The following is a 22,546-nucleotide window of genomic DNA, read 5'->3' as shown; positions in this document are numbered from 1 at the left end:
TTCGATCACGCCAAGCGCGCCCAGCACCATGTGGCCGTTCAGATGCCCCATGTGGCCGATGCGGAAGTAGCCCGTGCCATCGGGATCGGCCTCGTTATCCATGCCGATGCCAAGACCCAGGGTCAGCCCGGCCTGGTCGGCGGTCCAGCGGCGCAGCTTCTTGCCGTTGCCCAGCCCGATCGACAGCGCCGTCACCGCATGGCTGCGGATGGCGCGATCCTGGATGTTCAGCTCAAGCGGGCCGCCCTCTCCCCAGGCTTCGCAGGCCGCCCAGACGGCGCGCGCCAGGGTATCGTGACGGGCCCAGATGTTCTCAAGCCCTTCCTCGTGGATCATGTCGAGAGAGGTGCGCAGCCCCAGCAGGTGATGCGTGGGGGCCGTGCCGCCGAAGAAGTTGTAGAAGAAATCGGGATCCGCGCGCGGCTTCCAGTCCCAGTAGCGGCTGACGCGGGCGACCTTTTCGCGGGCTTCTGCGGCCTTGGGATTGAAGAAGACAAAGGACAGGCCCGGCGGCACCATCAGCCCCTTCTGGCAGCCCGCCACCATGATATCGACACCCCAGGCGTCCATCTCGAACCGGTCGACGGCCAGCGAAGCGATGCAATCGGCCATCAGCAGCGCCGGGTGTCCGGCGGCATCCAGCGCCGCCCGCAGCTCTGCGCTGTCGTTGCGCACAGAGGTCGCCGTATCGACATGAGAGAACATCACCGCCTTGATCTCATGGGCGGTATCGGCCTCCAGCACCTCCTGCACGCGGGCCGCGTCGATCTTCGACTTGCGGCCGAAATCGACGATATGGGGCACCAGGCCAAGGCCCTCTGCCATGTCCGCCCAGCCGAAGGCGAAGCGCCCCGTGGCCGGCACCAGGACCTTGTCGCCGGGGTTCAGCACGTTGCTCAGCGCGGCTTCCCAGGCGCCGTGGCCATTGGCGATATAGATCGCCACCTTGTGGGCGGTGCGCGCCACCTTCAGCAGGTCGGGCACCATGCCATGGGTCATCTCGACCAGGTCGCCCTCGTAGATATTGGGGGCCGGCGCATGCATGGCCTGCAACACCCGGTCGGGGATGACCGAGGGGCCGGGAATGGCAAGGTAGGGGCGGCCATGGGCAAGGCTCATCGTGGGTTCCTTTCGTGACGGCGGCGCAGCGCAAAGGCCGGGCCGCGCCAGCATTAGCGCGCCCTTTCACAAGGTCAATGCGCAGGCTGCCCCCGCCCGAAGCGGCCCCGAGGTCACCCGGCCCGCCTGCACCCCGCTGCCCGTTTTCCCGGCGCAGGCGATCAGAGCGGTTCCCCGCCCTCTCACAGCGGCCACTCAGCCCCCGGATCACGCCCAGCAGTCACGAAATGCTGACGTTACGTCACGGCATCGTCATTTGCCCCGGCGCAACCCCCGGGCTTAGCGCGCGCGCCCCCTCCGGCAAGCCGCGCTCAGGCTGATTTGAGCGTGATCCGTACTGCGCCACCCGCCGTAATCCCTGCACGACACCCAAGAGGAGGAAATTATAATGATCCGTAGAACTTTCATCGCCGCCACCGCCACCGCCGCGCTCTTCGCAGGCTCTGCCCTGGCTGACGACCACATGGGCAAGAACATCGTCGAGACCGCGCAAGAGGCCGGCGATTTCACCACCCTTCTTGCCGCCGCCGAGGCCGCCGGCCTTGTCGACACCCTGACCGGCGAAGGGCCCTACACGGTCTTCGCTCCCACGGATGCGGCCTTTGCGGCCCTGCCCGACGACACCGTCGACACGCTGTTGATGGAAGAGAACAAGGATCAGCTGACCGCGATCCTGACCTACCACGTCGTGCCGGGCAAGGTGATGTCCACCGACCTCAGCAATGGCATGATGGCCGAAACCGTCCAGGGCGGCAGCATCGAGATCATGACCGAGGGCGGCGTCACCGTGAACGACATCAACGTCACCACGGCTGACATCGAAGCCTCCAACGGCGTGATCCACGTCATCGACGGCGTGCTGATGCCCAAGTGATCCGCCACGGGCCCGGGCAACCGGGCCCTGACGCGAGCGGCCTTCAGGCCAGACCCTGAAGACGACAGGCGCGGCTCCGAAAGGGGCCGCGCCTTTTGCATGGCCCCTGAATCAGTCACCCGGCAAGGTGACCTGCCTGCACGGCACGCCGCCTGAACCAGTCTGTCGGTCTGCGATCCCTGCAACGCTCAGAAGCCAACACAGCTACTCCGCGGGCAAATCGGCCAACTCAACCCACGCGCGACCTTTGCGCAACACTGCCCGCCATATTTTCGACCCGGCGGAAGATCGCGCCCCATACGATCGCGTATCCCCTAAAACCTTCTGTCAACTGACACAGACCAGAGAACAGGAGGGCCGGATGATACTGGCAATTCTGCGCGCGCTTTTCCGTCCTTCCCGGCCCTCACGGGGCATGCCCGCTCGCTCCCGGCGTCCCGGCCCCGCAGCCGACGGACCAAGGCCAGCCACCTCAAGCAGCCCCACCGCAAGGCCACCCAGCTCCAGGCCGCAGCCCCAGCGTCCGGTGGAGCCTGCGCTTGCGCAGACCCCGACCCAGCCGGCAGACCCGATCGCCCCCAACCCGCGCACCCTAAGCGGCAAGTGCTACGTGATCGACGGCGATACCATCGTCATCAACAAAACCCATATCCGGGTGGCCGGGATTGACTGCCCGGAGCTGGACCAACCCTGGGGCAAGAAGGCGAAGTTCGCCATGGTCGGCCTCTGTAAGGGCCAGATCGTCACCGCGCATATCCAGGAAGGCATGAGCTACGACCGTGTCATCGCCCGGTGCACCCTGGCCGATGGCACTGACCTGGCGGCAAAGCTGGTCGAAGCGGGGCTGGCGCTCGACTGGGCGAAGTTCTCCGGCGGGCGCTACCGCCACCTTGAGCCAGCAGGCGTGCGCAAGAGGCTCTGGCGCGTGGCTGCCAAGCACCGGGGGAAACTGGCCATACCGCAGGCCCAGGACAGCTGACCAGATCGCGCGGCATCCAAGCCCCCCTCTCGCCTCCGCGCGCACCCCCAAGCTTGCTTCGCGTCCCGCCCTCCCCTACATGGAGCCAGCCCTTGCGGGGGCGGCTTGCTGACAAGGGATCCATGGCATGAAACTCGTTGAACGGGTCAAGAACTGGGAACGCGACCTGCGCGCCTCCTACAATACCGACCTGTCCACGCCAGAGAACCGGCGGCGGGCCAATATCTACAACAACTGGTTCGACCACGCCGTGCTGCGCAAGGTCTGGACCAACTTCTTCCAGATCGCCCCCGGTGTCTGGCGCTCCAATCACCCGACCCACAAGCGGTTCGAGCAGATGAAGGCCCTGGGCATCAAGTCCGTCCTGAACCTGCGCGGCGCGGGCGGTGCGGCCCATTACCTGGTGGAACGGGAAAGCTGCGAACAGCTTGGCCTAACCCTGGTGGACCGCAACCTCTACGCCCGCGAAGCCGCCTCTGCCGAGGAAATCCTGAGCGTGATCGACGCCTTCCGCAGCATCGAGAAACCCTTCGTGATGCATTGCAAGTCCGGCGCCGACCGGGCAGGCTTTGCCTCGGCCATCTACCTGATGGTCATCGAAGGCAGACCGGTTGCAGAGGCGCAGAAGATGCTCTCGCCCAAGTACGTGCATTTCCGCTGGACCAAGACCGGGATCCTTGATCACATCCTGGATGTCTATGCCGCGCGCACGGCCCGCGATCCTATCGGCTTCGAGGATTGGGTCAGAACAGAATACGACCCGAAGGCCCTGCAGGCGGAATTCGACAGCCGCAAGCAGCGCTCGGGCAGGAAGGCCAAGTCGTGAGCAATTCCGAAGACCGCAAGACCCCGAAACGGCAGGACAAGGCCCCGGCGACAGACAGCGCTGGAAAGGCCGCCACGCCCGCCGTGCCCGTGACCTCCCAGGTCGCTGCCCCCCTTCCCACACCGGCGCCCCAAAGCACCGTCGGCGCGGACCCGGACATGCGTTTCATGCCTGATGGCAAACAGGAAAAGGGCGGCGCGCTGATGAAGTGGCTCTGGAAGGGCTATCTTCACAAGTACTGGATCGGGCTGGTCTTCGCCGTGCTCTTCATGTCGCTCGAAGGCTCCATGCTGGGCGCGCTGAGCTGGATGATGAAGCCGATGTTCGACTCCATCTTCATCCAGGGCAACTCGGGCGCCATTGCCTGGGTCGGGCTGGCGGTGATCGTGATCTTCATCACCCGCGCGCTGGCCTCCGTGGCGCAGAAGGTGCTGCTGGCGCGTATCTCCCAGTACAACGCGGCAGAGCTGCGCAAGGACCTGCTGAAGCGGCTCATGGGGCAGGACGGCCCCTTCCACCAGACCCACCCGCCCGGCTACCTGCTGCAACGGATCCAAAGCGACGTGGGCGCGGTGAACGACGTCTGGGGCGCGATCCTGACCGGCGCGGGGCGGGACCTCGTGTCGCTGATCATCCTGATGGGCGTGGCGGTCTCCGTCGACTGGAAATGGACGCTGGTCGCCATGGTCGGCGCGCCGCTGCTGGTGGCGCCCTCCCTCATCGTGCAGCGCTTCATCCGCGCCCGCTCGCGCGAGGCGCGTGACCTTGGCGCGCGGCAGTCCATCCGCCTGGACGAAGTCTTCCACGGCATCGTCCCGGTCAAGCTCAACCGGCTGGAGGATTACCAGTACCGCCGCTATTCCCAGCTGACCGACAAGCTGGTCAAGGCGCAGATCCGCGCCACCATCGGCACCGCCGCCATCCCCGGCCTGATCGACATCATGGCCGGCGTCGGCTTCCTGGGCGTGCTGATCTTCGGCGGCTCAGAGATCATCTCGGGCGAGAAGACCGTGGGGCAGTTCGTCTCCTTCTTCACGGCGATCGGCTTTGCCTTCGAACCGCTGCGCCGCCTGGGCGGGGTCACGGGCACCTGGCAGGTGGCCGCCGCCGCGATCGAGCGCATCAAGGAGCTGATGGAAAGCGAACCCACGCTGACCTCTCCGGCTAACCCGCGCCCCGCGCCCACAGGCGTGCCCGGCATCGCGCTTGAGAACGTCAACCTGAGCTACGGGGAAACCCAGGTGCTGGACGGGCTGTCCTTCACCGCGCAACCGGGCAAGACCACGGCGCTTGTCGGGGCCTCCGGCGCGGGCAAGTCCACCGTCTTCAACCTGCTCACCCGGCTTGTCGATCCGCAATCGGGCCAGGTCACCATCGGCGGCGTGGGCGTGGGCGACATGTCCCTACCGGACCTGCGCAACCTCTTCTCCGTCGTCTCCCAGGACGCGCTGCTCTTTGATGAAAGCATCCGCGAGAACATCCTGCTGGGGCGCACCGACGTCTCCGAAGCGCACCTGAAAGAGGTGCTCGATGCGGCCCATGTCACCGATTTCATCTCCCGCATGCCGGAGGGGCTGGATACCCAGGCCGGGCCGCGCGGCTCCAACCTGTCCGGCGGGCAGCGCCAGCGCGTGGCCATCGCCCGGGCCCTGCTGCGCAACACGCCGATCCTGCTCCTGGACGAGGCGACCTCTGCCCTGGATGCCAAGTCCGAGGCCGTGGTGCAGGCCGCGCTCGACAAGCTGGCAGAGGGGCGCACGACCATCGTCATCGCCCACCGGCTCTCCACCGTGCGCGGCGCCGACAAGATCGTGGTGATGGACAAGGGCCGCGCCGTGGACCAGGGCCCGCATGAAGAGCTGCTCAAGCGCGGCGGGATCTATGCCCACCTACATGACCTGCAGTTCCGCACCGATGGCCCCACGGCAGACCAGATCGCCGCGCAGCGCGCCGCCGAGAAGCTGGGCACCGTGTCCACGCCGCCGGAGGATGCCACGATGATGCGGCGGCTCTACTGGGCTATGTTCGGGCGCTGACGCCCATCAGCACGGGTTTCCCCCGGCCGAAATCGCGCGCGCGGACCAGCAGGCCCGGGCCCGGCGCGACCCGCCCCAGCAGCCGGCTTTGCAGGTTCACCCAAAGCGCGCCCAGGCGCGCGGCGGGGCCGCGCCCGGCAGGCACATGGCGAAAGACCCCGGCGCGCCCGGCCTGCATCTGCGCCAGGACCGCGTCGCTCCAGCCCCGGGCCGGCTGGGTGCCCGCGCTCAGAAGCAACAGCCACTCGCCCCGCGCCGCCTCTGCCCCGGCCTGCAACTGGGCGCCGGGCGCGGCGCGCACCACTTCCGCGCCGATCTCCTCGGCCAGGTCCAGCGTGCCGTCCTTCGATCCGCCGTCGCTGACGATCAGCTCCCGCAGAAGGCCCGCCTGCACGCCTTCGAACAAGGCCGCGGCAGAGCGCGCAAGCGCCGCTTCCTCGTCCAGCGTGGCGATCACCACGGACAGTGCTGCTGGCATGGGCATGGCCCCCCTGTTAACCCTCGAGTCTGGCGGTATACTCGCCCTCGATCACAAGCGAAAGCACCATGGAACACACCACAGAGATCCCCCGCACCATCCTGCGCCTCAGCGGTGAGGACGTGCATCATTTCCTCCAGAACCTCGTGACCAACTCGATCGACCAGCTTGATCAGCAGCCGGTCTACGCGGCCCTTCTGACCCCCCAGGGCAAGTACATCAGCGATTTCATCCTGGTCCGCGACGGCACCGACGTGCTGCTGCTGGTCGCCCGCCCCCAGGCAGAGGCGCTGCTGCAACGGCTCACCATGTACAAGCTGCGCGCCAAGGTCACGGTCGAAGCCACGGACCTCAAGGTCCGGCGCGGCACCGGCCCCGCGCCTGAGGGCGCCTTCCAGGACCCGCGCCACCCCGCGCTCGGCTGGCACCTGATCGGCACGCAAGAGGGCAGCGACGGCACCGATTTCGATGCCATCCGCGTGGCCCATTGCATCCCCGAAAGCGGGATAGAGCTGACCCCGGACACCTTCATCCTGGAAGCCGGCTTCGAACGGCTGCACGGCGTGGACTTCCGCAAGGGCTGCTACGTCGGCCAAGAGGTCACGGCGCGGATGAAACACAAGACGGAGCTGCGCAAGGGCCTGCGCACCGTGCAGGTCAGCGGCCCCGCGGACCCGGGGACAGAGATCACGGCCAACGGCAAGACCGCCGGCCAGCTCTTCACCCGCGCCGGGGATCAGGCCATCGCCTACCTGCGCTTCGATCGCGCCCAGCCCCCCATGCAGGCCGGAGAGGCAGAAGTCACGCTGCCCGAGACCCAGGACGGCTAAGCCCATGAGCGATCCCGAAACCCTGCTGGACTGCGGCGTCACCGCGCGGCGCACCCTGCAGGGCGGTGATCTGTCAAAGGTCGTGCTGCTCAGCCTGTCGGACGGACGGCAGGTGGTGGCGAAATGCGGCCCCCTCGTGCAGGCAGAGGGGCGGATGCTCCAGACCCTCGCCCGCGCGCGCATCCCGGTGCCGAAGGTGCTGGCCAGCGCGCCGGGCCTTCTGATCATGACCTACCTGCCGGCGGCCTCAGCCGCGGCCAATGATCCGGACACCTGGGCCCGCCTGGGCACCACGCTGCGCCGGATGCATGACACCACCGCCGGCGACAACGATCCCTCCTATGGCTGGAGCGAACCCTATGCCTTCGGCCCGGTCGCGATCCCCGCGGCCAGCCCCGCCGAGGTCACCGACTGGCCCGGCTTCTGGGCACAGGCCCGCATGCTGCCCGCCCTGCCCCATCTGCCCGCCGACATGGCCCGCCAGGTAGAGACACTCTGCCACCGCCTGCCCGAGGACCTGCCCGCCCGTCCCCGGCCCGGCCTGCTGCACGGCGACCTCTGGCATGGCAACCTGCTGTTCGGCCCGCAAGGCAGCGTGCACCTGATCGACCCCGCCTGCTGTTACGGCGACGGAGAGGTCGATATCGCCATGCTCCACCTCTTCGGCAAACCGGGCCAGGGCTTCTGGTCGGGCTACGGTGCGCTGCCGGAAGGGTGGAAACGGCGGATGTCGATCTACCAGCTCTGGCCCGCGCTGGTGCATCTGCAACTTTTCGGGTCGGGCTACCTGCCGCTTGTGGCCTCCCGCCTGAACGCCCTCGGGATTTGAGGCCAGCACGCGCTTTTGCACCCGGCGCATGACGGATCTTCCCCCGGCGGCAGGCTCCCTGCGCATTAATTACGCATTAACCCTCCGTGCGGAGCGCACCGACGTGATACCGACGTAATACCGACGCGAAACAGACGTCCCACCGACGTGGATTTCGCCCCTTTCGGCCCCCTCGGGACGCTCTGGCAACGGTTTCTCAATCCGCGCGGCGGGGTAAAAGGTGCTTAACCAGCCATGCGCTGACCTCATGGAATTTTCGCCCAAATGATTGAAATTTAACCAGTTGGACAGGGATTTCTACACCCCACGCCCGCCGCCTTGCCCGGTCTGTCGGGTCGCGGTGACCGCCCCGCCCGCGCCGCGCGACGCCACACCGTGCCCAGCCCCTCTCGCCCCCGCCGGACAAAGCAAAACGCCGCGCGGATCCCGCACGGCGTTGCTGTCTTTTCCCGGTCCCGGCGATGCGGGGCGCTGGCGCCAATCGCGGCTCAGGCGCGTTCGGCGTATTCCATCGTCTCGGTGTTCACGACGATATCTTCGTCCTGGCCCACGAAGGGCGGCACCATGACCTTGACGCCATTGTCCAGGATCGCGGGCTTGAAGCTGTTGGCCGCCGTCTGGCCTTTGACCACCGGCTCGGTCTCGACGATCTTGCAGGTAACCTTCTGGGGCACCGTGGCGTTCAGGGCCTCGGTTTCATGGAATTCCACGACGATCGTCATGCCATCCTGCAGGAAGGGGCGACGGTCGCCCAGCAGGTCTGCGGGCAGTTCGACCTGGTCGAAGGTCTCCGTATCCATGAAGGAGAGCATGCCGTCGCTCTCGAAAAGGAACTGCATGTCGCGCTGTTCCAGGCGGACGCGCTCGACCTTGTCCGCAGAGCGGAAGCGTTCGTTCAGCTTGGAGCCGTTCCGCAGGTTCTTCATCTCGACCTGTGCAAAGGCGCCGCCCTTGCCCGGCTTGACGTGATCGACCTTCACGGCCGCCCAAAGGCCACCGTTGTGCTCCAGAACGTTGCCGGGGCGGATTTCGTTTCCGTTGATCTTGGGCATTATCGCCTCACCTGGAATGGTTGAACGTGAACTCGCGCAGCCTATATAGACGGTTCGCCGCTCTGGCAAGCCGGTCGCAGGGGATGGGGCCGCCGGGCTTGAGGGTACGAAGACCGCCGCTTTTAGACATGCACCAGACGCATGACAGGGATGCGTGAATACGCTACCCGAATCGTCTCGATTTCGTCATAAGGGGCGGCACGCCCGAAACACAAGAGCAATAAGCAAGGACGGATCATGAAAGATTTCGTTGATGGCACCGCCTTCAATAACGAACAGGGCAACCGCGCACGCAAACTTTTCGCCGCTGTTGTACTGGCGGCTTTGGATGACGCGATTGCCGACGACAAGAAATACGGCAATGGCCCCGAACAGATCGCCCGCTGGGCACGTTCGCGGGATGGCCGCGAAGTGCTGTCCTGCGCTGGCATCGACCCCAATGAACGGGTCGTCGAAGGCCTGATGGACTTTGTCTCCAAGGGGGTTCGCACCTCTGTCGCGCTGTCGCGCGAAGAAAGCGAACGCCGCCACGCTGCCGAGCAGGCAGAAGCCGCCTAACTATCTGTTTTTAAACAGAAAATAAAGAAAAACGCGTCCCAGAACGGGGCGCGTTTTCGATTGTCCAGCCCCTGCCCATCTGGCAAGAAGATCCCAACGGCGGAGGGCAGGATGGCAGCAAGGGCGATCATGATACAGGGGACGGGCTCCAATGTGGGCAAGTCGCTTCTGGTCGCGGGCCTTGCACGGGCCTTTGCCAACAAAGGCCTCCGCGTTGCGCCCTTCAAGCCGCAGAACATGTCCAACAATGCCGCCGTGACCGCTGATGGCGGGGAAATCGGACGGGCCCAGGCGCTTCAGGCGCTGGCCAGCCGGCGCGCGCCCTCGGTCCACATGAACCCGGTCCTGCTGAAGCCCGAGACGGATACGGGCGCCCAGATTATCCTGCGCGGTCAACGCTTTGGCACCTCTGCCGCGCGCGCCTATGGCAGCCTCAAGACCTCTCTCCTGCCGGCGGTGCTGGACAGTTTCCGCACCCTTGCCGCCGATGTCGACCTGGTGGTGATCGAAGGCGCCGGCTCCCCGGCCGAGGTCAACCTGCGCGCCGGTGACATCGCCAACATGGGCTTTGCCGAAGCCGCCGATGTGCCTGTGGTGCTGGTGGGCGATATCGACCGGGGCGGGGTCATCGCGCAGATCGTGGGCACCCGCGCCGTGATCTCCGATGCAGATAACGCCCGGGTGAAAGCCTTTGCGATCAACAAGTTCCGCGGCGATCCCCGGCTGTTCGACGACGGCCTCACCGCGATTGAAGCGCACACCGGCTGGCCCTCCCTTGGGGTCATTCCCTGGTTCGCAGAGGCCTGGCGCCTTCCGGCAGAGGATATCATGGACCTGGACCGCAGCGCGCCCAGCTCCGGCGGCGCGCTGAAGATCGCCGTGCCTCGCCTGCCCCGGATCGCCAATTTCGATGACCTTGATCCACTGGCCGCAGAGCCCGGCGTGACGCTTGAGATCATCGAAGCCGGCCGCCCCCTGCCCGGCGACGCCACGCTGGTGCTGATCCCCGGGTCAAAATCCACCATCGCGGACCTGCAGGCCTTTCGCGCCAATGGCTGGGACATCGACCTGGCCGCCCACCTGCGCCGCGGCGGGCACGTTCTGGGGCTTTGTGGCGGCTACCAGATGCTGGGCCGTTCGATCAGCGACCCCGAGGGCATCGAGGGACGCCCCGGCAGCTACACAGGCCTTGGCCTGCTTGAGATCGAAACGGTGATGAAACCTGCCAAGCGCCTGGCCCTGACCGAAGCCCGCCATATCGCGAGCGGCGCCACGCTTTCGGGCTATGAGATCCACCTGGGCGAAACCGAAGGCCCCGATTGCGCCCGCGCCTGGCTTCAGGTCGGGGAGCGCGCCGAGGGCGCCGCCTCGGAAGATGGGCGGGTCATGGGCAGCTACCTGCACGGGCTCTTCGCCTCTGACAGCTTCCGGGCGGCCTATCTGGCGCAGCTTGGCGCTGTTTCCCAGCCCGGATACGAGGCACAGGTGGACCGCGTGCTGGACGCCCTGGCCGCGCATCTTGAGGCGCACCTCGACCTCGACAGGATGCTGTCGCTAGCGACCGAGGTCAGCGCCTAGTCCTTGCGGGAATATCCGGGAACGGCCTTGGCAATCTCGCGCTTTACCATCTTGCGGATGGCGCGCATGTTCATGTCTTTCAGAGCGAACTCAAGCTCTTCGCGCACGATCTCGCGGATCATCTGGCGCAGCTCGGCCTTGTCGATTCGCAGCTCTTCGTCCCAGTCGTCCTCCTCTGACAGGTCGTCGTCCGTCAGCGGGCTGCGCCGGTCCTCGTAGGGGTAAAGCCGGTTGTCCAGCACCAGCGGATCGCTGTCCGCCTCGCCCGGCCAGGCTGCCGTTTCCGCCAGAACGGTATCCGCCTGAAGCGGCTCTTCCACGCGCAGCTCCGGCGACAGGACAAGGCGGTTATCGCCGCCTGTCTCCGGGGTCTCGCCCGTGGTCCCGTCGGTGTTTTCGGACATTCGGCTACCCTCCTAGCGTGGGGCAAGTCTAGCCCGCACGCAGGAAGGCCTCAAGCACCGGAGCGGCGACTATTCGCGCCCGATCCGCCGCAGTACCGAATCCAGCTGCCTGCCCTGCCGGGATTGGCGGGCGGGCGCCGATTTGACCATGTTGTAATAGGCCGCGGGATCGTAGATCTCCACGTTCAGGTTCAGCGCCTGCGCGGTCAACTGCCCCATGGCGCTAAGCAGCGAGTAGCGCGCCAGCACCTCGTCCACCTGGGCGGACAGGTAATCGGTGCGCGCATCCAGCAGGGTCTGTTCCTGGGTCAGCACGTCCAGCGTGGTCCGCGAGCCCAGCGTGGCTTCCTCGCGCACGCCGTCAAAGGCGACTTCTGCCGCACGGACCTGTTCGCGGCCCGAAACGGTGGCGGCCTGGGCGACCTGCACGGCCGAATAGGCGGTGCCAACGTTCTGCTTCACGGTGTCGGAGACCACGTGCAGGTTGGCCAGCGTGGCTTCCTTGTTCAGCAGCGCCTGGCGCTCGACCGAAGCGATGGCCCCGCCGCTGTAAACCGGCCCGGAGAGGTTCAGCCCGACCGAGCCGCCAAGCGTGTTGACGTCCTGGCCGAAGGGCGTGCTCAGCCCGTAGGAGGCCGTGGCGTTCAGCTTCGGCTTGTAGGCTGCGCCGGCGATGTCGATCTGCATGTCCGCGATGGTCACCTGGCGGCGCGCCACGTCCATGGACGGGTGCACGCGCAGGCCGATGTTGGTCGCCTCTGCCTGCGAACCGGGCACGGAACCCAGGCGCGACGGCGCGGCCAGGTTGCCCGGCAGATGGCCAACGGCGGCCTCGTATTCCAGCCTGGCCTGGGCCAGCGACCCAACGGCAGAGGTCAGGCCACTGCGCGACGCCGCAAGGGCCGCTTCAGCCTGGGAGACATCGGTGCGGGTTACTTCGCCCACGTCGAAGCGGTCCTGGGCGGCCCTCAGTTCCTGGCTGAGCAGGCGCACGTTGGCCTGCCGCAGGGCAAGGTTCTCATTCGCGCGGCGCACTTCCATGTAGGCGCTGACCGCCCGAAGAAGCACCTGCTGCTCGATGGAGACAAGCTGCTGGCGTGTCAGCAGCACGGTTTCCTTGGCCACGTCCACTGCGCGGGCGGAGGCACCGAAATCGAACAGCAGCAGCGACGCGGTCAGCTGGGCGGAGCCGGTGGTTTCGCCGGTGCCCACGGAAACGCCGCTGGCATAGGTGGTGGAGAAACTGCGGTTGACCCCGGCGGACCAGCTCAGCACCGGCCGCAGGGAGGCAATGGCCTGGGCGGCATCTTCATCGGCGGCTTTGAGTACCGCGCGGTTCTGCTCCAGCAGGCCGGAGTTGCGGTAGGAATCCGCCAGCGCCTCGCCCAGCGTCTCAGCCGAGGCAACAAGTGGCGATGCCATCAGCGCAAGACCTGCCACCGATCCCGTCATCAGGGCTTTCACCCGTTTTGCCAATCCCGCACGCGGGAGCGTCACTTGCCTGTCACCCATCTTGTCACCTCTAATGGCCGGTCTGGCGGCCTTTTTCTTGCGAGCCCGCAGCCACCGTCCCGAAGGATCAGAGGGTAAAGGCCGAATGCCGTTCGAACCCCGGCAGAACCGGAGCACCAGCGTTGAAAGCGTAACGCCAGCTCATTTTTCCATCGACCTTGTAGCCGATGCGAACCTCACCAAGATGGCCTTCCAGGAAGAGCGCCACGATGCGCCCGCCCTCCTTGAGTTGCGCGGTCACTGCCTCTGGCAGGTGCTCGACGCCACCTTCGATGATTATTATGTCATAGGGGCCATGTTCCGGCGCCCCTTCCGTCAAACCGGCCTCGTGCAGGACGACGTTGTCCGCGCCAAGGTCGCTCAGGATGGACTGGCTGTCGCCGGCCAGTTCCGTGTCTTCTTCCACCGCGATCACGGCTTCGGCAATGCGCGACAGGACCGCGGCGGTATAGCCCTGCCCCGCCCCCAGATCGAGCACCAGCTCATCGGGCTGAACGTCCAGGGCATCCAGCATCTTGGCCAGGGTCCGCGGTTCCAGCAGGACGCGACGGCCACCAAGGCTGACGTTTTCGCCAAGATAGGCGGCTTCCTTGCGGTCCTGGGGCACGAAAAGCTCCCGTGGGACGGCAAGCATCGCCTCGATGATCGGGAATTTCGTGACATCCGAGGGCCGGATCTGGGCGTCGACCATCATCGTTCGCCGGGCAGCATAATCGGTCATACTAGACTCTTCCGTTCAGAATCTTCTCTGCGCAGGTTTTGCCACATCGAACCGCCCGCGACAACGCCGGGATGCCCTGCATTCGCGCTTTGTGGGAATATGTTGCACCGCATCCCGCCTATTCGCCCCCAGCATGCGCTACCTGCGATTGAAGCTTTCTTAACCAAGCCAGCTTAGGCCTGCATCTGGCAGATGTCCGGCGGCCCGCCTGTGGGGGCCCCGGTCACCGGGCCGCGCAAACCGCCGCAGATCGGAGAGAGCCCATGAACCAGATCGCCGGACCGGAGGCCTTTTCCGGGGCCCTTCGCAACAAGTCCCGCAAGTATCCCGACCGGGCCGATGCCCGCTACCAGGAGGGAATGATCTTTCCCGAGGTCACGCCGGGCTTTCATCTGTCTCCGGGGGAAAGCGTCTTTACCATCGGCTCCTGCTTTGCACGCAACGTTGAAAAGGCGCTGCTGTCGCGCGGGCTTTCTGTGCCCACCGCCCATTTTAGCGCCCCCCAGGAAGAAGCGCCGGGCCAGCCCAACCGGATCCTGAACCAGTACAACCCCGGCACCATGCTGCAATGCGTCACCCAGCTGGACCGGCCCGTCGACGAGGCCGGGCTCTATCCCGTCGCCGGGGGCCAGGTGCTCGACTGCCTGCTCGCCACCGGATCGCGCCCCGTCTCCCCCGACCGCGCCCGCGAGCGGCGCCAGCAGATCCGCGATCTCTATGCCGAGGGGCTGGCCGCCTCTGACGTGGTGGTGATCACGCTGGGGCTGGTGGAAACCTGGTATGACCGCGAAACGGCGACCTTCCTAAACGAAGCGCCCAGCCGCAAACTGCTCAGCGCCAATCCCGGGCGGTTCCTGTTCCGCCAGCTCGACATGGCCGAAAGCCAGGCCCTGATCTTCGAGATGATCGAACGCCTGATCGAGAATGGCCGCCGCAAGGTGCTGATCACCGTGTCGCCTGTGCCCATCCAGGTGACCTTCGCCGGTGGCGACGCCGTGGCCCGCAACGCCTATTCCAAGTCGGTGCTGCGCGTGGTGGCCGAACTTGCCCTGCAAAGCTTCCCGGACGTGGATTACTTTCCCAGCTACGAGATCGTCACCACCCTGGGCCTGAATGCCTACGGAGAGGACAACGTCCATGTCCGTCCGGCCATCGTCGACCGGGTCATTGGCTACATGACGTCACGCTACCTCGCCTGATTTTCTCATCTGTTGCAAAACGTTACCACGCCCGCGCAACCCTTTGCGCGGGCGTGGAGCCCCCTGCCCCGCACAATCTTGCGCAGGCCACTGGACAAGCCATCCAAAAGCGGCAATAAAGCGGCCCGAGCTGAGGCCCGGCGCGTCACCCAGACCGCCACGGCGCAGGTTCGACCGGCCAGGACGGCAGACAGTGTCCGGCCACACCACGGATGGCGAGTTGGCGGAGTGGTGACGCAGCGGATTGCAAATCCGTGTACACCGGTTCGATTCCGGTACTCGCCTCCACCTTACTTTACTTAGATTTTCGGAATTTGCCGCCTCGTCAGTGGGGAGGGGAATTGCCGGATTTGCAGGGCGGTTAAAAGCCCGCCCTGTCTCAGTCGTGTCAGCGATGTACCCGATCAGACGGCCAGACCAGGCCCTGAAACGTGGCGGAGCGCGGTTCTGGTCCGGCTGCCGACCGGAATAGAGCAGCGCATAGCCAGGATCTCAAGGCAAGGCGCGGCGCGCGCGTTGCTCCATTCCGCGATGGCCCCCCTGCCCCGCCTGTGAAGAGCGCCGGCATCACCCGCGGATCCACGAGGTGAATTCCCTTGCGCACTGGCGCAACGAAACCGGCGTGGGTTTCAGCTCACCACGCCGGCCTGCTTGAGCTGGTCGATCTCGGAGGAGACCGCTCGCGCGAAGGCCTGCCCCATGGCGCTGAGGGGACGATCGCGCGGCACGAACTGGGCTATGTCCCAGGTGATTGCCGGCATCAACCTGTGCGAGGTGATCTTCTCCGGATCGAGCAGCTGGCTTGCCACGGGATCGACGATCGCGACACCGACGCCGCGTTCGACCAGTCGCACCACGCCATGCAGCGTGCGGAGTTCGGCGGCGATGGTGCGATCGACGTTGATGGTTTCCATCATGTGATCGACGCGTTGGCGCAACGGGCTGCCCTCCGCAAGGTCGATGAACCATTCCTTGCGCAAACGCGGCAGCGGAATCTCCTCCACGCCGCCAAGCGGATGCCCGGCCGGCAGGATGCAGCGCGCGGCGCAATGGGCAAGCACCCGGGCATTGCCGCCGAAAGCCTCGGCGTTGAGCGTGATCCCGAAGGCCAGGTCGCAGCGCTGCTCGCTGATCATGCGCAGCAGCTCGGCCATGCCGACATCGACGATCTGCACCGTCGCATGCGGGTGGGTCTCGCGGAAGCTTTCCAGCGCATCGAGCAGAAAGGTGTCGCAGAAGATCGGCTGGGCGGCGATCACCAGATGCCCGACCTGCCCGTTCGCGATGGCCAGCGCTTCCTGCTCCAGGCTGCGCCAGCCGGCGAGATGGCGCACCACAGACTGGTGGAACCGGAAGGCTTCCGGCGTCGGGGCGAGGCGGTTCCGTTTGCGCAAGAACAGCTCGAAGCCGGTTTTTTCCTCAAGCGCCGAGAGCAGGCGGCTGATCATCGGCTGGCTGGTTTCCAGGTCTTCGGCCGCCATTTTGACGCCGCCGAGCCGCATATAGGCGTCAAAAGCCTCCAATTCGCGTGTCTTGAACATGGCCACCCCTCAGTATGCATTTTATGCAAGACAAACCCGTCTATTGTCAATCTTCGCATACTGTGAATGCTGCGGCGCATCCAACAGACCGGCGCTGCCGGAGTAGACGTGAGGCAAACATGAAAAAACTTCTTGGAACGATCGCCCTGGCCGCGATCACAGCAACCGGGCCCGCTATGGCCCAGACCTACCCCGACCAGGCGGTGACCCTCGTCGTTCCCTACGGCCCCGGCGGCGCCTCGGATCTGGCTGGTCGCGCGCTGGCGGAAACCGCACAGCCCTTCCTGGGCCAGCCGGTGACGGTTATGAACAAGCCCGGTGCAGGTGGCATGAACGGTGCGCGCTCTGTCTCCGAAGCGGATCCGGACGGCTACACCCTGCTGCTGGCCCGCGTCGGCATGGCACTCTCGCCCGCCGTGACCCCCGACAATGCCGTGGACTGGGACGCCTACAGCTTCCTCGGCGCGCTGGAAGCCACGCCGATGATCCTCGCCGTGCGTGCCGATGCGCCCTATGAAAACGTCGAAGAGCTGATCACGGCCATCTCGGACAGCAACGGGCGCATGACCTATGCTGCCTCGGGCGCGACCGCGATCGACGGCTTCACCACGCAGGCGCTGCTGGCCGACAACGACCTTGACCCGCTGACCGCTGCGACGCTGGTGCCTTACAAGGGTGGCGGCGCGCTGGCCACTGCCCTGCTGGGCGGTCACGTTGATTTCGTCGCCATGGCGGCGGGCTCCCTGATGCCGCATATCCAAAGCGGTGACCTGAAGGCGCTGATGGTCTTCGCGCCCAAGCGCATGGACACCCTGCCCGACGTCGCGACCGCGGCCGAGCTTGGCTATGAAAAGGCCGGCCAGATCGCCGGCTGGAGCGCGCTCTACGGTCCCAAGGACCTGCCGGAAGAGGTGACCGCCAAGTGGCAGTCCGTGCTGGCAGAGGTCGCCACCGACGAGAAATGGCTGGAGCTTGCAGCGAAGCGGGGGTCGATCTCGACCATCGGCGACGTCGACATGGGCGACTATGCGCAAAGCCAGTACGAACTGTTCCACGGTCTGGCGAAAGATTTCGGCTACCTGCCGAACTAAGCGCCACGGGCCGCGCCGCGGCCCGGCTGACCTGACGAACGATCTGCGCGGCCCCCATCCGACCGGGGCCGCGCCACCGACCCGCCCCGCGCCGACGGGGCCCCCCTTTCCCGGAGTGTCGCATGCCCAAACCCGTCCTGCGGGGGCTGATCATTGTCGCCTTCTTTGCGCTGACCGCCTTCATCCTTGTCCCAGCCTATGTGCCGCGCCCGGCCTTCATTCCCGGCTTCGCCCCGCCGCCGGACATGTGGCCGCGCACCGTCTCGCTTGCGGGTATCGCCCTTGGCGTGCTTGCGCTGCTTTTCGCGGTGTCCCGCCCCCACCCCGAAGAAGCGCCGATTGAAACCGATGGCAGCAGCCGTGCCCGCATGGTGGGCCGCTTCGCCGGGCTGATGCTGGCCTTCGTGCTGTTCCTCGTGGCCATTCCCCTGCTTGGTTTCCTGGTCTCGACGATGCTGCTTACGCTCTGCATCGTGCTGATGACCGGCGAGCGCGGCCACCGGATCTGGATCGCCCTGATCGCCTTCGGCGCGCCGATCCTGCTGCAGCTCTTCTTCCATTCCGCGCTTGGCACGCAGTTTCCCAAGGGCGTGCTGACACGTCCCTTCGGCTTCTGATCGGAGACCTCCATGCTTCAAGAAATCCTCTCCGCACTGGTTGCCGTGGCGACGCTGCCGAACCTGCTGATCATGGTCGCAGGCATCTGGGGCGGCGTCATCGTTGGCGCCATCCCCGGCATGACCGGCACCATGGCCGTGACCCTTGCGCTGCCCTTCACCTTCTACATGGCTCCGGTCCCCTCGATCCTGCTGCTTGTGGCGCTCTACAAGGGGTCGACCTATGGCGGCTCGGTCTCGGCCATCCTGATCAAGACACCCGGCACGGCCTCGGCCGCCTGCACCGCGCTCGACGGCTATCCGCTGGCGCAGCAGGGCAAGGCCGGCAAGGCGCTCAACATGGCGCTCTATTCCTCGGTCACGGGCGATTTCATCTCGAACCTGTCGCTGATCTTCTTCGCCGCCCCGCTTGCGGTGCTGGCGCTGCACATCGGCCCGCCCGAGTTCTTCATGCTGATGCTCTTCGCGCTGACCACCGTGGCCGGTGTCTCGGGCAGTTCGCTGCTTCTGGGGCTGGTCTCGGCGGCGCTCGGTCTGCTCCTGGCGACCGTGGGCGAAGACATGTACGGCTCTTTCCGCTTCGCCTTCACGCCGGACATGCAGGCCGGCCTGTCGATCGCGCCGGTGCTGATCGGGCTCTTCGCCCTGCCCGAGCTGATCAAGCTGGTCGTGATGCGCGCCACCAAGGAAGAGGAAGCTGCCAAGCTGGGCCAGCAACACGTGACCCGTGAGGAATTCATGGGCTCTCTGAAAAGCATCCTCAAGGGCTCGGTGATCGGTTCGGTGCTTGGCGCCATTCCCGGCATCGGCCCGTCCTCTGCGGCCTTCTTCTCTTACGGAGAGGCGCAGCGCAGTTCCAAGAACGGCGCCAACTTCGGCAAGGGTGAGCTTGAGGGCATCGCTGCCTCTGAATCCGCCAACAACGGCGCCTGCGGCGCGACGATGATCCCGCTCCTGGCGCTTGGCGTGCCGGGCGACGTGATCACCGGCGTGATGCTGGGTGCCTTCATGATCCAGGGCCTGACGCCCGGACCGCTGCTGTTCCAGACCAACATCCACGAGGTCTACATGCTGCTGATCGGCATGCTGGTGTCCTCGGTCCTGCTGTTCTTCGCCGGCAAGATCACCATGCGCATGTTCGCCAAGGTCTCGCATATCCCGCAGACCCTGCTGACGCCGCTGGTGCTGCTGCTCTGCGTCTTCGGCATCTACTCGATCGCCTCGAGCCCCTTCGACGTAGCAGTGCTGCTGGTCATGGGCGTGGTGGGCTTTGCCATGTTCCTGCTGAACATCCCGGCGGCGCCCTTCCTCATCGCCTTCATCCTGGGCCCGATGCTGGAAGAGAACCTGCGCCGCGCTCTGGCGATTTCGCGCGGGGATCTCTCGGTCCTGCTGTCCTCGCCGATCACCTGGCTGTTTGCCGCCCTCATCGCGTTCGTCCTGTTCATCACGGTGCGCCGCGAAGTCCAAAAACTCAAAACAGAAAGACGAGTTGAGCAATGACCCTGCAGAGCGAGATCCAGCCCGCCGCCTCAGACCGGCAGGCCAGCGCCGTGCAGCATCTTTCGGAGTTGATCAGCTTCGACACGGTGTCCCGAAACGGCAACCGTGCCCTGATCGACCACATGGCGGCCTATTTCCAAGGTCTTGGCGCGCGGATCACCATCCTGCCCGACGAGACCGGCGAAAAGGCCAACCTGGTGGCCGCCTTCGGGCCGGAGGAGGTCGCCGGGGTGGTCTGGTCAGGCCATACCGACGTGGTTCCCGCGGATGAGCCGGAATGGCAGAGCGATCCCTTCACCGCCGAGATCCGTGAGGGCAAGCTTTTCGGCCGCGGGGCCTGTGACATGAAGGGCTTTGCCGCCTGCGTCATGGCCGTCGCCCCGCAGCTGGCGCAGGCCAACCTGGCCCGTCCCGTCTATCTTTGCTTCTCCTATGACGAAGAGGTCGGCTGCCTTGGCGCGCCGGCGATCGCACGGTATCTGGCCGCGCTTCCCGTGCCGCCCGAGTTTGCCATCATCGGTGAGCCGTCGATGATGCAGCTGGTGACGGGGCAGAAGGGCAAGATCGCCATGCGGGCGCATGTCACCGGCACCTCGGGGCATTCCTCCTTTGCGCCGGAGCACGTCAACGCCGTCGAATACGCCTCTCGTGCGATTGCGATGATCGCGGACCGTGGCAAGCGGTACGAGAGCGAGGGGCCCTTCGACCACGATTTCACCGTACCCCATGCGACCATGCTGGCCACGATGATCAACGGCGGTGTGGCGACCAACGTCACGCCGGACGGCTGCAGCTTCACCTTCGAGCTGCGCTCGATCGCCGGGATGGATGCGGAAGCGGACATGGCAGAGCTGCTGGCGCGGATCGAGACCGAAGTCAGCGCCGAGATGGCCGCCAAGACCGCCGGGACCGGCATTGCCTTCGAACGGATCTTTTCCTACCCGCCGATGGGCGAGGCGCGCAACACGACCGGCTTCAACCGCTATGCCCGCCAGATGCCCGAGGACTGGGGCGGAAAGGTCTCCTATGGCTCGGAGGGCGGCATCTTCGAACTGACCGGCGGCATCCCCTCGGTCATCGTCGGGCCCGGCTCGATCGAGCAGGCCCACAAGCCGAACGAATTCGTGACGCTCGACCAGCTCGATGCCTGCATCGCCTTCCTCGGCGGTATCGTGACAGAGCTGAGCGCCGCCACGACCCGGACGGATAGCTGAGTAAAGAGAGGTGGCCGGTCGCGGCCCCTCTCCTGACTGACAGGCCATCCTGCCCCCTCTGTCGGGGGCGGATGGCGGGAAAAGCGGTTTACAGGCTTTTGGCTTTCCAAGATGCGCCTGCGTCCCGAATTTCAGATCCGTGTAGACCGGATCACCTCCCTCCCTCACCGCCAGTACTTTCAAGCGCTTGCACCCCCCTCGGGGTGGCGGCCTTGCCGAGCAGAGGTGCGTTTTCAGCCTTCCTGCGCAGTCCTGCGGCGTTGCGCGCTCACGCGCCCGGCTGACCTTGTCCCAGGCTTGCCCTATGGGGGCAGAGTACCTCATTGTGCAGACCGAATTGCGCCTTGGGCCCGGATTGCAAGGAGCCCCCTGGGGAGACGACGATGAAAGCTTGCACGATCACCCTGCGCCGGCAGGTGACGCTGCCCGACGATCTGCGCGTGGCCCGGGCCGAAAGCGCGCCGCACCTGGGTCCGCGGCTGCTGTTCTTCAGCGGGGGCAGCGCGCTGAACGGGATCGCGCGCCGGCTCAAGCGCTACACCTTCAACTCGATCCACCTGATCACGCCCTTTGATAGCGGGGGAAGTTCGCAGCAGCTGCGGCTGGCCTTCGACATGCCGGCGGTGGGGGATCTGCGCTCCCGCCTGATGGCCCTGGCGGATGAAAGCGTGCTGGGCCAGCCCGACATCTTTGCGCTGTTCAGCCACCGCCTGCCGAAAGAGGGCACTCCGGAGGCCCTGCGCGCGGAGGTCGAGCAGCTGCGCCGCAGCAGGCATCCGCTGATTGCCGCCATCGCCAAGCCGATGCGGCAGCTCATCCGCACCCAGATCGACAGTTTCGCCGCCGCTGCCGGGGCGGATTTCGATTATCGCAACGCCAGCATCGGCAACCTGATCCTGGCTGGCGGCTACCTGGGCCAGGGCCGCGCGCTGGAGCCCGTTCTGTTCATGATGTCCAAGATGGTGGACGTGCGCGGCACCGTGCGCGCCATCGTCGATGAGAACCTGCACCTTGCCGTGCGGCTTCAGGATGGCCGGCTGGTGCTGGGCCAGCGCGCCCTGACCGGCAAGGAGGTCGCGCCGCTCGACAGTCCGATCCGCGAGCTGTTCCTGATCGACAGCCTTGAGACCGGCACCCCGGTCGAGGTCACCCTGCCCAAGCGGAACCGCCGCCTGATCGAGCAGGCCGACGTGATCTGCTACCCGCCGGGCAGCCTTTATTCCAGTGTCGTGGCGAACCTGCTGCCGGTGGGCGTGGGTCGGGCGGTGGCGCGGGCCATGGTGCCAAAGGTCTACCTGCCCAGCCTTGGCCCGGATCCGGAGGCCATGGGGCACAGCCTGGCCGACCAGGTCGGCGCGATCCTGGCGCCTATGCTGCGCGACGCGGGCGGGCAGGTTACGGCGCGGGCCCTGATGACCCATGTCCTCTGTGACACCAGCGTGCCCCAGGCAAGCTGCGACGCGGTGACCGCCCGGCACGGCATCCCCTGCCTGCGCCTGCCGCTGAAGGATCTGGCGCGGCCGATCTATGACGTCGATGCGGTGTGCCGGGTGCTGGTGTCGCTGAACTGAGCCGGGGCGCGGCG

General features: G+C 66.1%; 22 protein-coding genes and 1 tRNA gene. 15 read left to right on the top strand and 8 right to left on the bottom strand.

Annotated features, from left to right (window positions below; translation table 11 throughout):
- The coding region (locus tag HCZ97_RS06225) for an alanine--glyoxylate aminotransferase family protein (protein WP_167687816.1) at positions 1-1,119 on the bottom strand (1,119 nt) is incomplete at its 3' end.
- Positions 1,120-1,507: 388 nt separating this feature from the next.
- Between HCZ97_RS06225 and HCZ97_RS06220 the strand changes: the two genes are divergently transcribed.
- The 4 genes from HCZ97_RS06220 (at position 1,508) to HCZ97_RS06205 (ending at position 5,834) form a co-directional block, all read left to right on the top strand.
- A complete protein-coding gene (locus tag HCZ97_RS06220; RefSeq protein ID WP_167687815.1) occupies positions 1,508-1,993 on the top strand; it encodes a fasciclin domain-containing protein in 486 nt (161 codons plus the stop codon).
- 526 nt (positions 1,994-2,519) lie between these two features.
- Positions 2,520-2,972 carry a thermonuclease family protein gene (locus HCZ97_RS06215; RefSeq protein ID WP_167687814.1) on the top strand — a complete coding sequence of 151 codons (453 nt, stop codon included), beginning with the start codon at positions 2,520-2,522 and terminating at the stop codon, positions 2,970-2,972.
- 127 nt (positions 2,973-3,099) lie between these two features.
- Positions 3,100-3,798 carry a tyrosine-protein phosphatase gene (locus HCZ97_RS06210; RefSeq protein ID WP_167687813.1) on the top strand — a complete coding sequence of 233 codons (699 nt, stop codon included), beginning with the start codon at positions 3,100-3,102 and terminating at the stop codon, positions 3,796-3,798.
- 167 nt (positions 3,799-3,965) lie between these two features.
- On the top strand, positions 3,966-5,834 hold the full coding sequence (locus tag HCZ97_RS06205) for an ABC transporter ATP-binding protein (RefSeq protein ID WP_167687825.1): 1,869 nt from the start codon (positions 3,966-3,968) through the stop codon (positions 5,832-5,834).
- Here the strand turns inward: HCZ97_RS06205 and HCZ97_RS06200 are convergent.
- On the bottom strand, positions 5,818-6,312 hold the full coding sequence (locus HCZ97_RS06200; protein ID WP_167687812.1) for a glycosyltransferase: 495 nt from the start codon (positions 6,310-6,312) through the stop codon (positions 5,818-5,820). The genes HCZ97_RS06205 and HCZ97_RS06200 overlap by 17 nt on opposite strands.
- A gap of 68 nt (positions 6,313-6,380) precedes the next feature.
- Here HCZ97_RS06200 and HCZ97_RS06195 point away from each other — a divergent pair, with 68 nt between their 5' ends.
- Together HCZ97_RS06195 and HCZ97_RS06190 are read left to right on the top strand one after the other, a co-directional pair.
- A complete protein-coding gene (locus HCZ97_RS06195) occupies positions 6,381-7,142 on the top strand; it encodes a folate-binding protein YgfZ (RefSeq protein WP_167687811.1) in 762 nt (253 codons plus the stop codon).
- Positions 7,143-7,146: 4 nt separating this feature from the next.
- Entirely contained in the window at positions 7,147-7,971 is an 825-nt protein-coding gene (locus HCZ97_RS06190) for a fructosamine kinase family protein (protein WP_167687810.1), read from the top strand.
- A gap of 488 nt (positions 7,972-8,459) precedes the next feature.
- On the opposite strand, the gene efp is transcribed toward HCZ97_RS06190, so the two are convergent.
- Positions 8,460-9,023, bottom strand: coding sequence for an elongation factor P (gene efp, locus HCZ97_RS06185; RefSeq protein ID WP_167687809.1), 564 nt, complete (start codon positions 9,021-9,023; stop codon positions 8,460-8,462).
- Between the two features lie 237 nt (positions 9,024-9,260).
- Here efp and HCZ97_RS06180 point away from each other — a divergent pair, with 237 nt between their 5' ends.
- Positions 9,261-9,581, top strand: coding sequence for a DUF6280 family protein (locus tag HCZ97_RS06180; RefSeq protein ID WP_167687808.1), 321 nt, complete (start codon positions 9,261-9,263; stop codon positions 9,579-9,581).
- Here the strand turns inward: HCZ97_RS06180 and HCZ97_RS20710 are convergent.
- Positions 9,578-9,712: a hypothetical protein gene (locus tag HCZ97_RS20710; RefSeq protein ID WP_303048696.1), complete on the bottom strand. Its 135-nt coding sequence runs from the start codon at positions 9,710-9,712 to the stop codon at positions 9,578-9,580. The genes HCZ97_RS06180 and HCZ97_RS20710 overlap by 4 nt on opposite strands.
- Here HCZ97_RS20710 and HCZ97_RS06175 point away from each other — a divergent pair.
- The gene (locus HCZ97_RS06175; protein ID WP_167687807.1) at positions 9,711-11,159 is read left to right on the top strand and encodes a cobyric acid synthase; all 1,449 of its coding nucleotides are present in this window, start codon (positions 9,711-9,713) and stop codon (positions 11,157-11,159) included. The two genes, HCZ97_RS20710 and HCZ97_RS06175, sit on opposite strands and share 2 nt — an antisense overlap.
- On the opposite strand, the gene HCZ97_RS06170 is transcribed toward HCZ97_RS06175, so the two are convergent.
- The 3 genes from HCZ97_RS06170 to HCZ97_RS06160 all read right to left on the bottom strand — a co-directional run bounded on the left by HCZ97_RS06170 (position 11,156) and on the right by HCZ97_RS06160 (position 13,796).
- Positions 11,156-11,563 carry a hypothetical protein gene (locus HCZ97_RS06170; RefSeq protein ID WP_167687806.1) on the bottom strand — a complete coding sequence of 136 codons (408 nt, stop codon included), beginning with the start codon at positions 11,561-11,563 and terminating at the stop codon, positions 11,156-11,158. The two genes, HCZ97_RS06175 and HCZ97_RS06170, sit on opposite strands and share 4 nt — an antisense overlap.
- Positions 11,564-11,632: 69 nt before the next feature.
- Positions 11,633-13,027: a TolC family outer membrane protein gene (locus tag HCZ97_RS06165; protein WP_368484328.1), complete on the bottom strand. Its 1,395-nt coding sequence runs from the start codon at positions 13,025-13,027 to the stop codon at positions 11,633-11,635.
- A 115-nt stretch (positions 13,028-13,142) separates the two neighbouring features.
- Positions 13,143-13,796, bottom strand: a complete 654-nt coding sequence (locus tag HCZ97_RS06160; RefSeq protein WP_167687804.1) for a protein-L-isoaspartate O-methyltransferase — start codon at positions 13,794-13,796, stop codon at positions 13,143-13,145.
- 263 nt (positions 13,797-14,059) lie between these two features.
- Between HCZ97_RS06160 and HCZ97_RS06155 the strand changes: the two genes are divergently transcribed.
- Both HCZ97_RS06155 and HCZ97_RS06150 read left to right on the top strand, forming a co-directional pair.
- A complete protein-coding gene (locus HCZ97_RS06155; protein ID WP_167687803.1) occupies positions 14,060-14,995 on the top strand; it encodes a GSCFA domain-containing protein in 936 nt (311 codons plus the stop codon).
- A gap of 214 nt (positions 14,996-15,209) precedes the next feature.
- Positions 15,210-15,283 (top strand) — tRNA-Cys (locus HCZ97_RS06150).
- A gap of 341 nt (positions 15,284-15,624) precedes the next feature.
- Here the strand turns inward: HCZ97_RS06150 and HCZ97_RS06145 are convergent.
- On the bottom strand, positions 15,625-16,536 hold the full coding sequence (locus tag HCZ97_RS06145) for a LysR family transcriptional regulator (RefSeq protein WP_167687802.1): 912 nt from the start codon (positions 16,534-16,536) through the stop codon (positions 15,625-15,627).
- A gap of 119 nt (positions 16,537-16,655) precedes the next feature.
- On the opposite strand from HCZ97_RS06145, the gene HCZ97_RS06140 reads away from it, so the two are divergent.
- The 5 genes from HCZ97_RS06140 (at position 16,656) to HCZ97_RS06120 (ending at position 22,532) form a co-directional block, all read left to right on the top strand.
- Positions 16,656-17,627, top strand: a complete 972-nt coding sequence (locus HCZ97_RS06140) for a tripartite tricarboxylate transporter substrate binding protein (protein WP_167687801.1) — start codon at positions 16,656-16,658, stop codon at positions 17,625-17,627.
- Between the two features lie 122 nt (positions 17,628-17,749).
- A complete protein-coding gene (locus tag HCZ97_RS06135; RefSeq protein WP_167687800.1) occupies positions 17,750-18,244 on the top strand; it encodes a tripartite tricarboxylate transporter TctB family protein in 495 nt (164 codons plus the stop codon).
- 12 nt (positions 18,245-18,256) lie between these two features.
- Positions 18,257-19,747 (top strand): tripartite tricarboxylate transporter permease, encoded by a 1,491-nt coding sequence (locus HCZ97_RS06130; protein ID WP_167687799.1) that lies wholly within the window; start codon positions 18,257-18,259, stop codon positions 19,745-19,747.
- A complete protein-coding gene (gene argE / locus HCZ97_RS06125; RefSeq protein ID WP_167687798.1) occupies positions 19,744-20,961 on the top strand; it encodes an acetylornithine deacetylase in 1,218 nt (405 codons plus the stop codon). Before HCZ97_RS06130 ends, argE begins: the two co-directional genes overlap by 4 nt.
- A gap of 383 nt (positions 20,962-21,344) precedes the next feature.
- Positions 21,345-22,532: a GAK system CofD-like protein gene (locus HCZ97_RS06120; RefSeq protein WP_167687797.1), complete on the top strand. Its 1,188-nt coding sequence runs from the start codon at positions 21,345-21,347 to the stop codon at positions 22,530-22,532.
- The last annotated feature ends 14 nt before the right edge of the window (positions 22,533-22,546 follow it).

Origin of the sequence: Pseudooceanicola sp. HF7, from assembly GCF_011806405.1 — a bacterium.
Lineage (GTDB): Bacteria > Pseudomonadota > Alphaproteobacteria > Rhodobacterales > Rhodobacteraceae > Pseudooceanicola.
The sequence above is the reverse complement of the archived record's forward strand: the minus strand, read 5'-3'. Positions and strand labels throughout refer to the sequence as shown.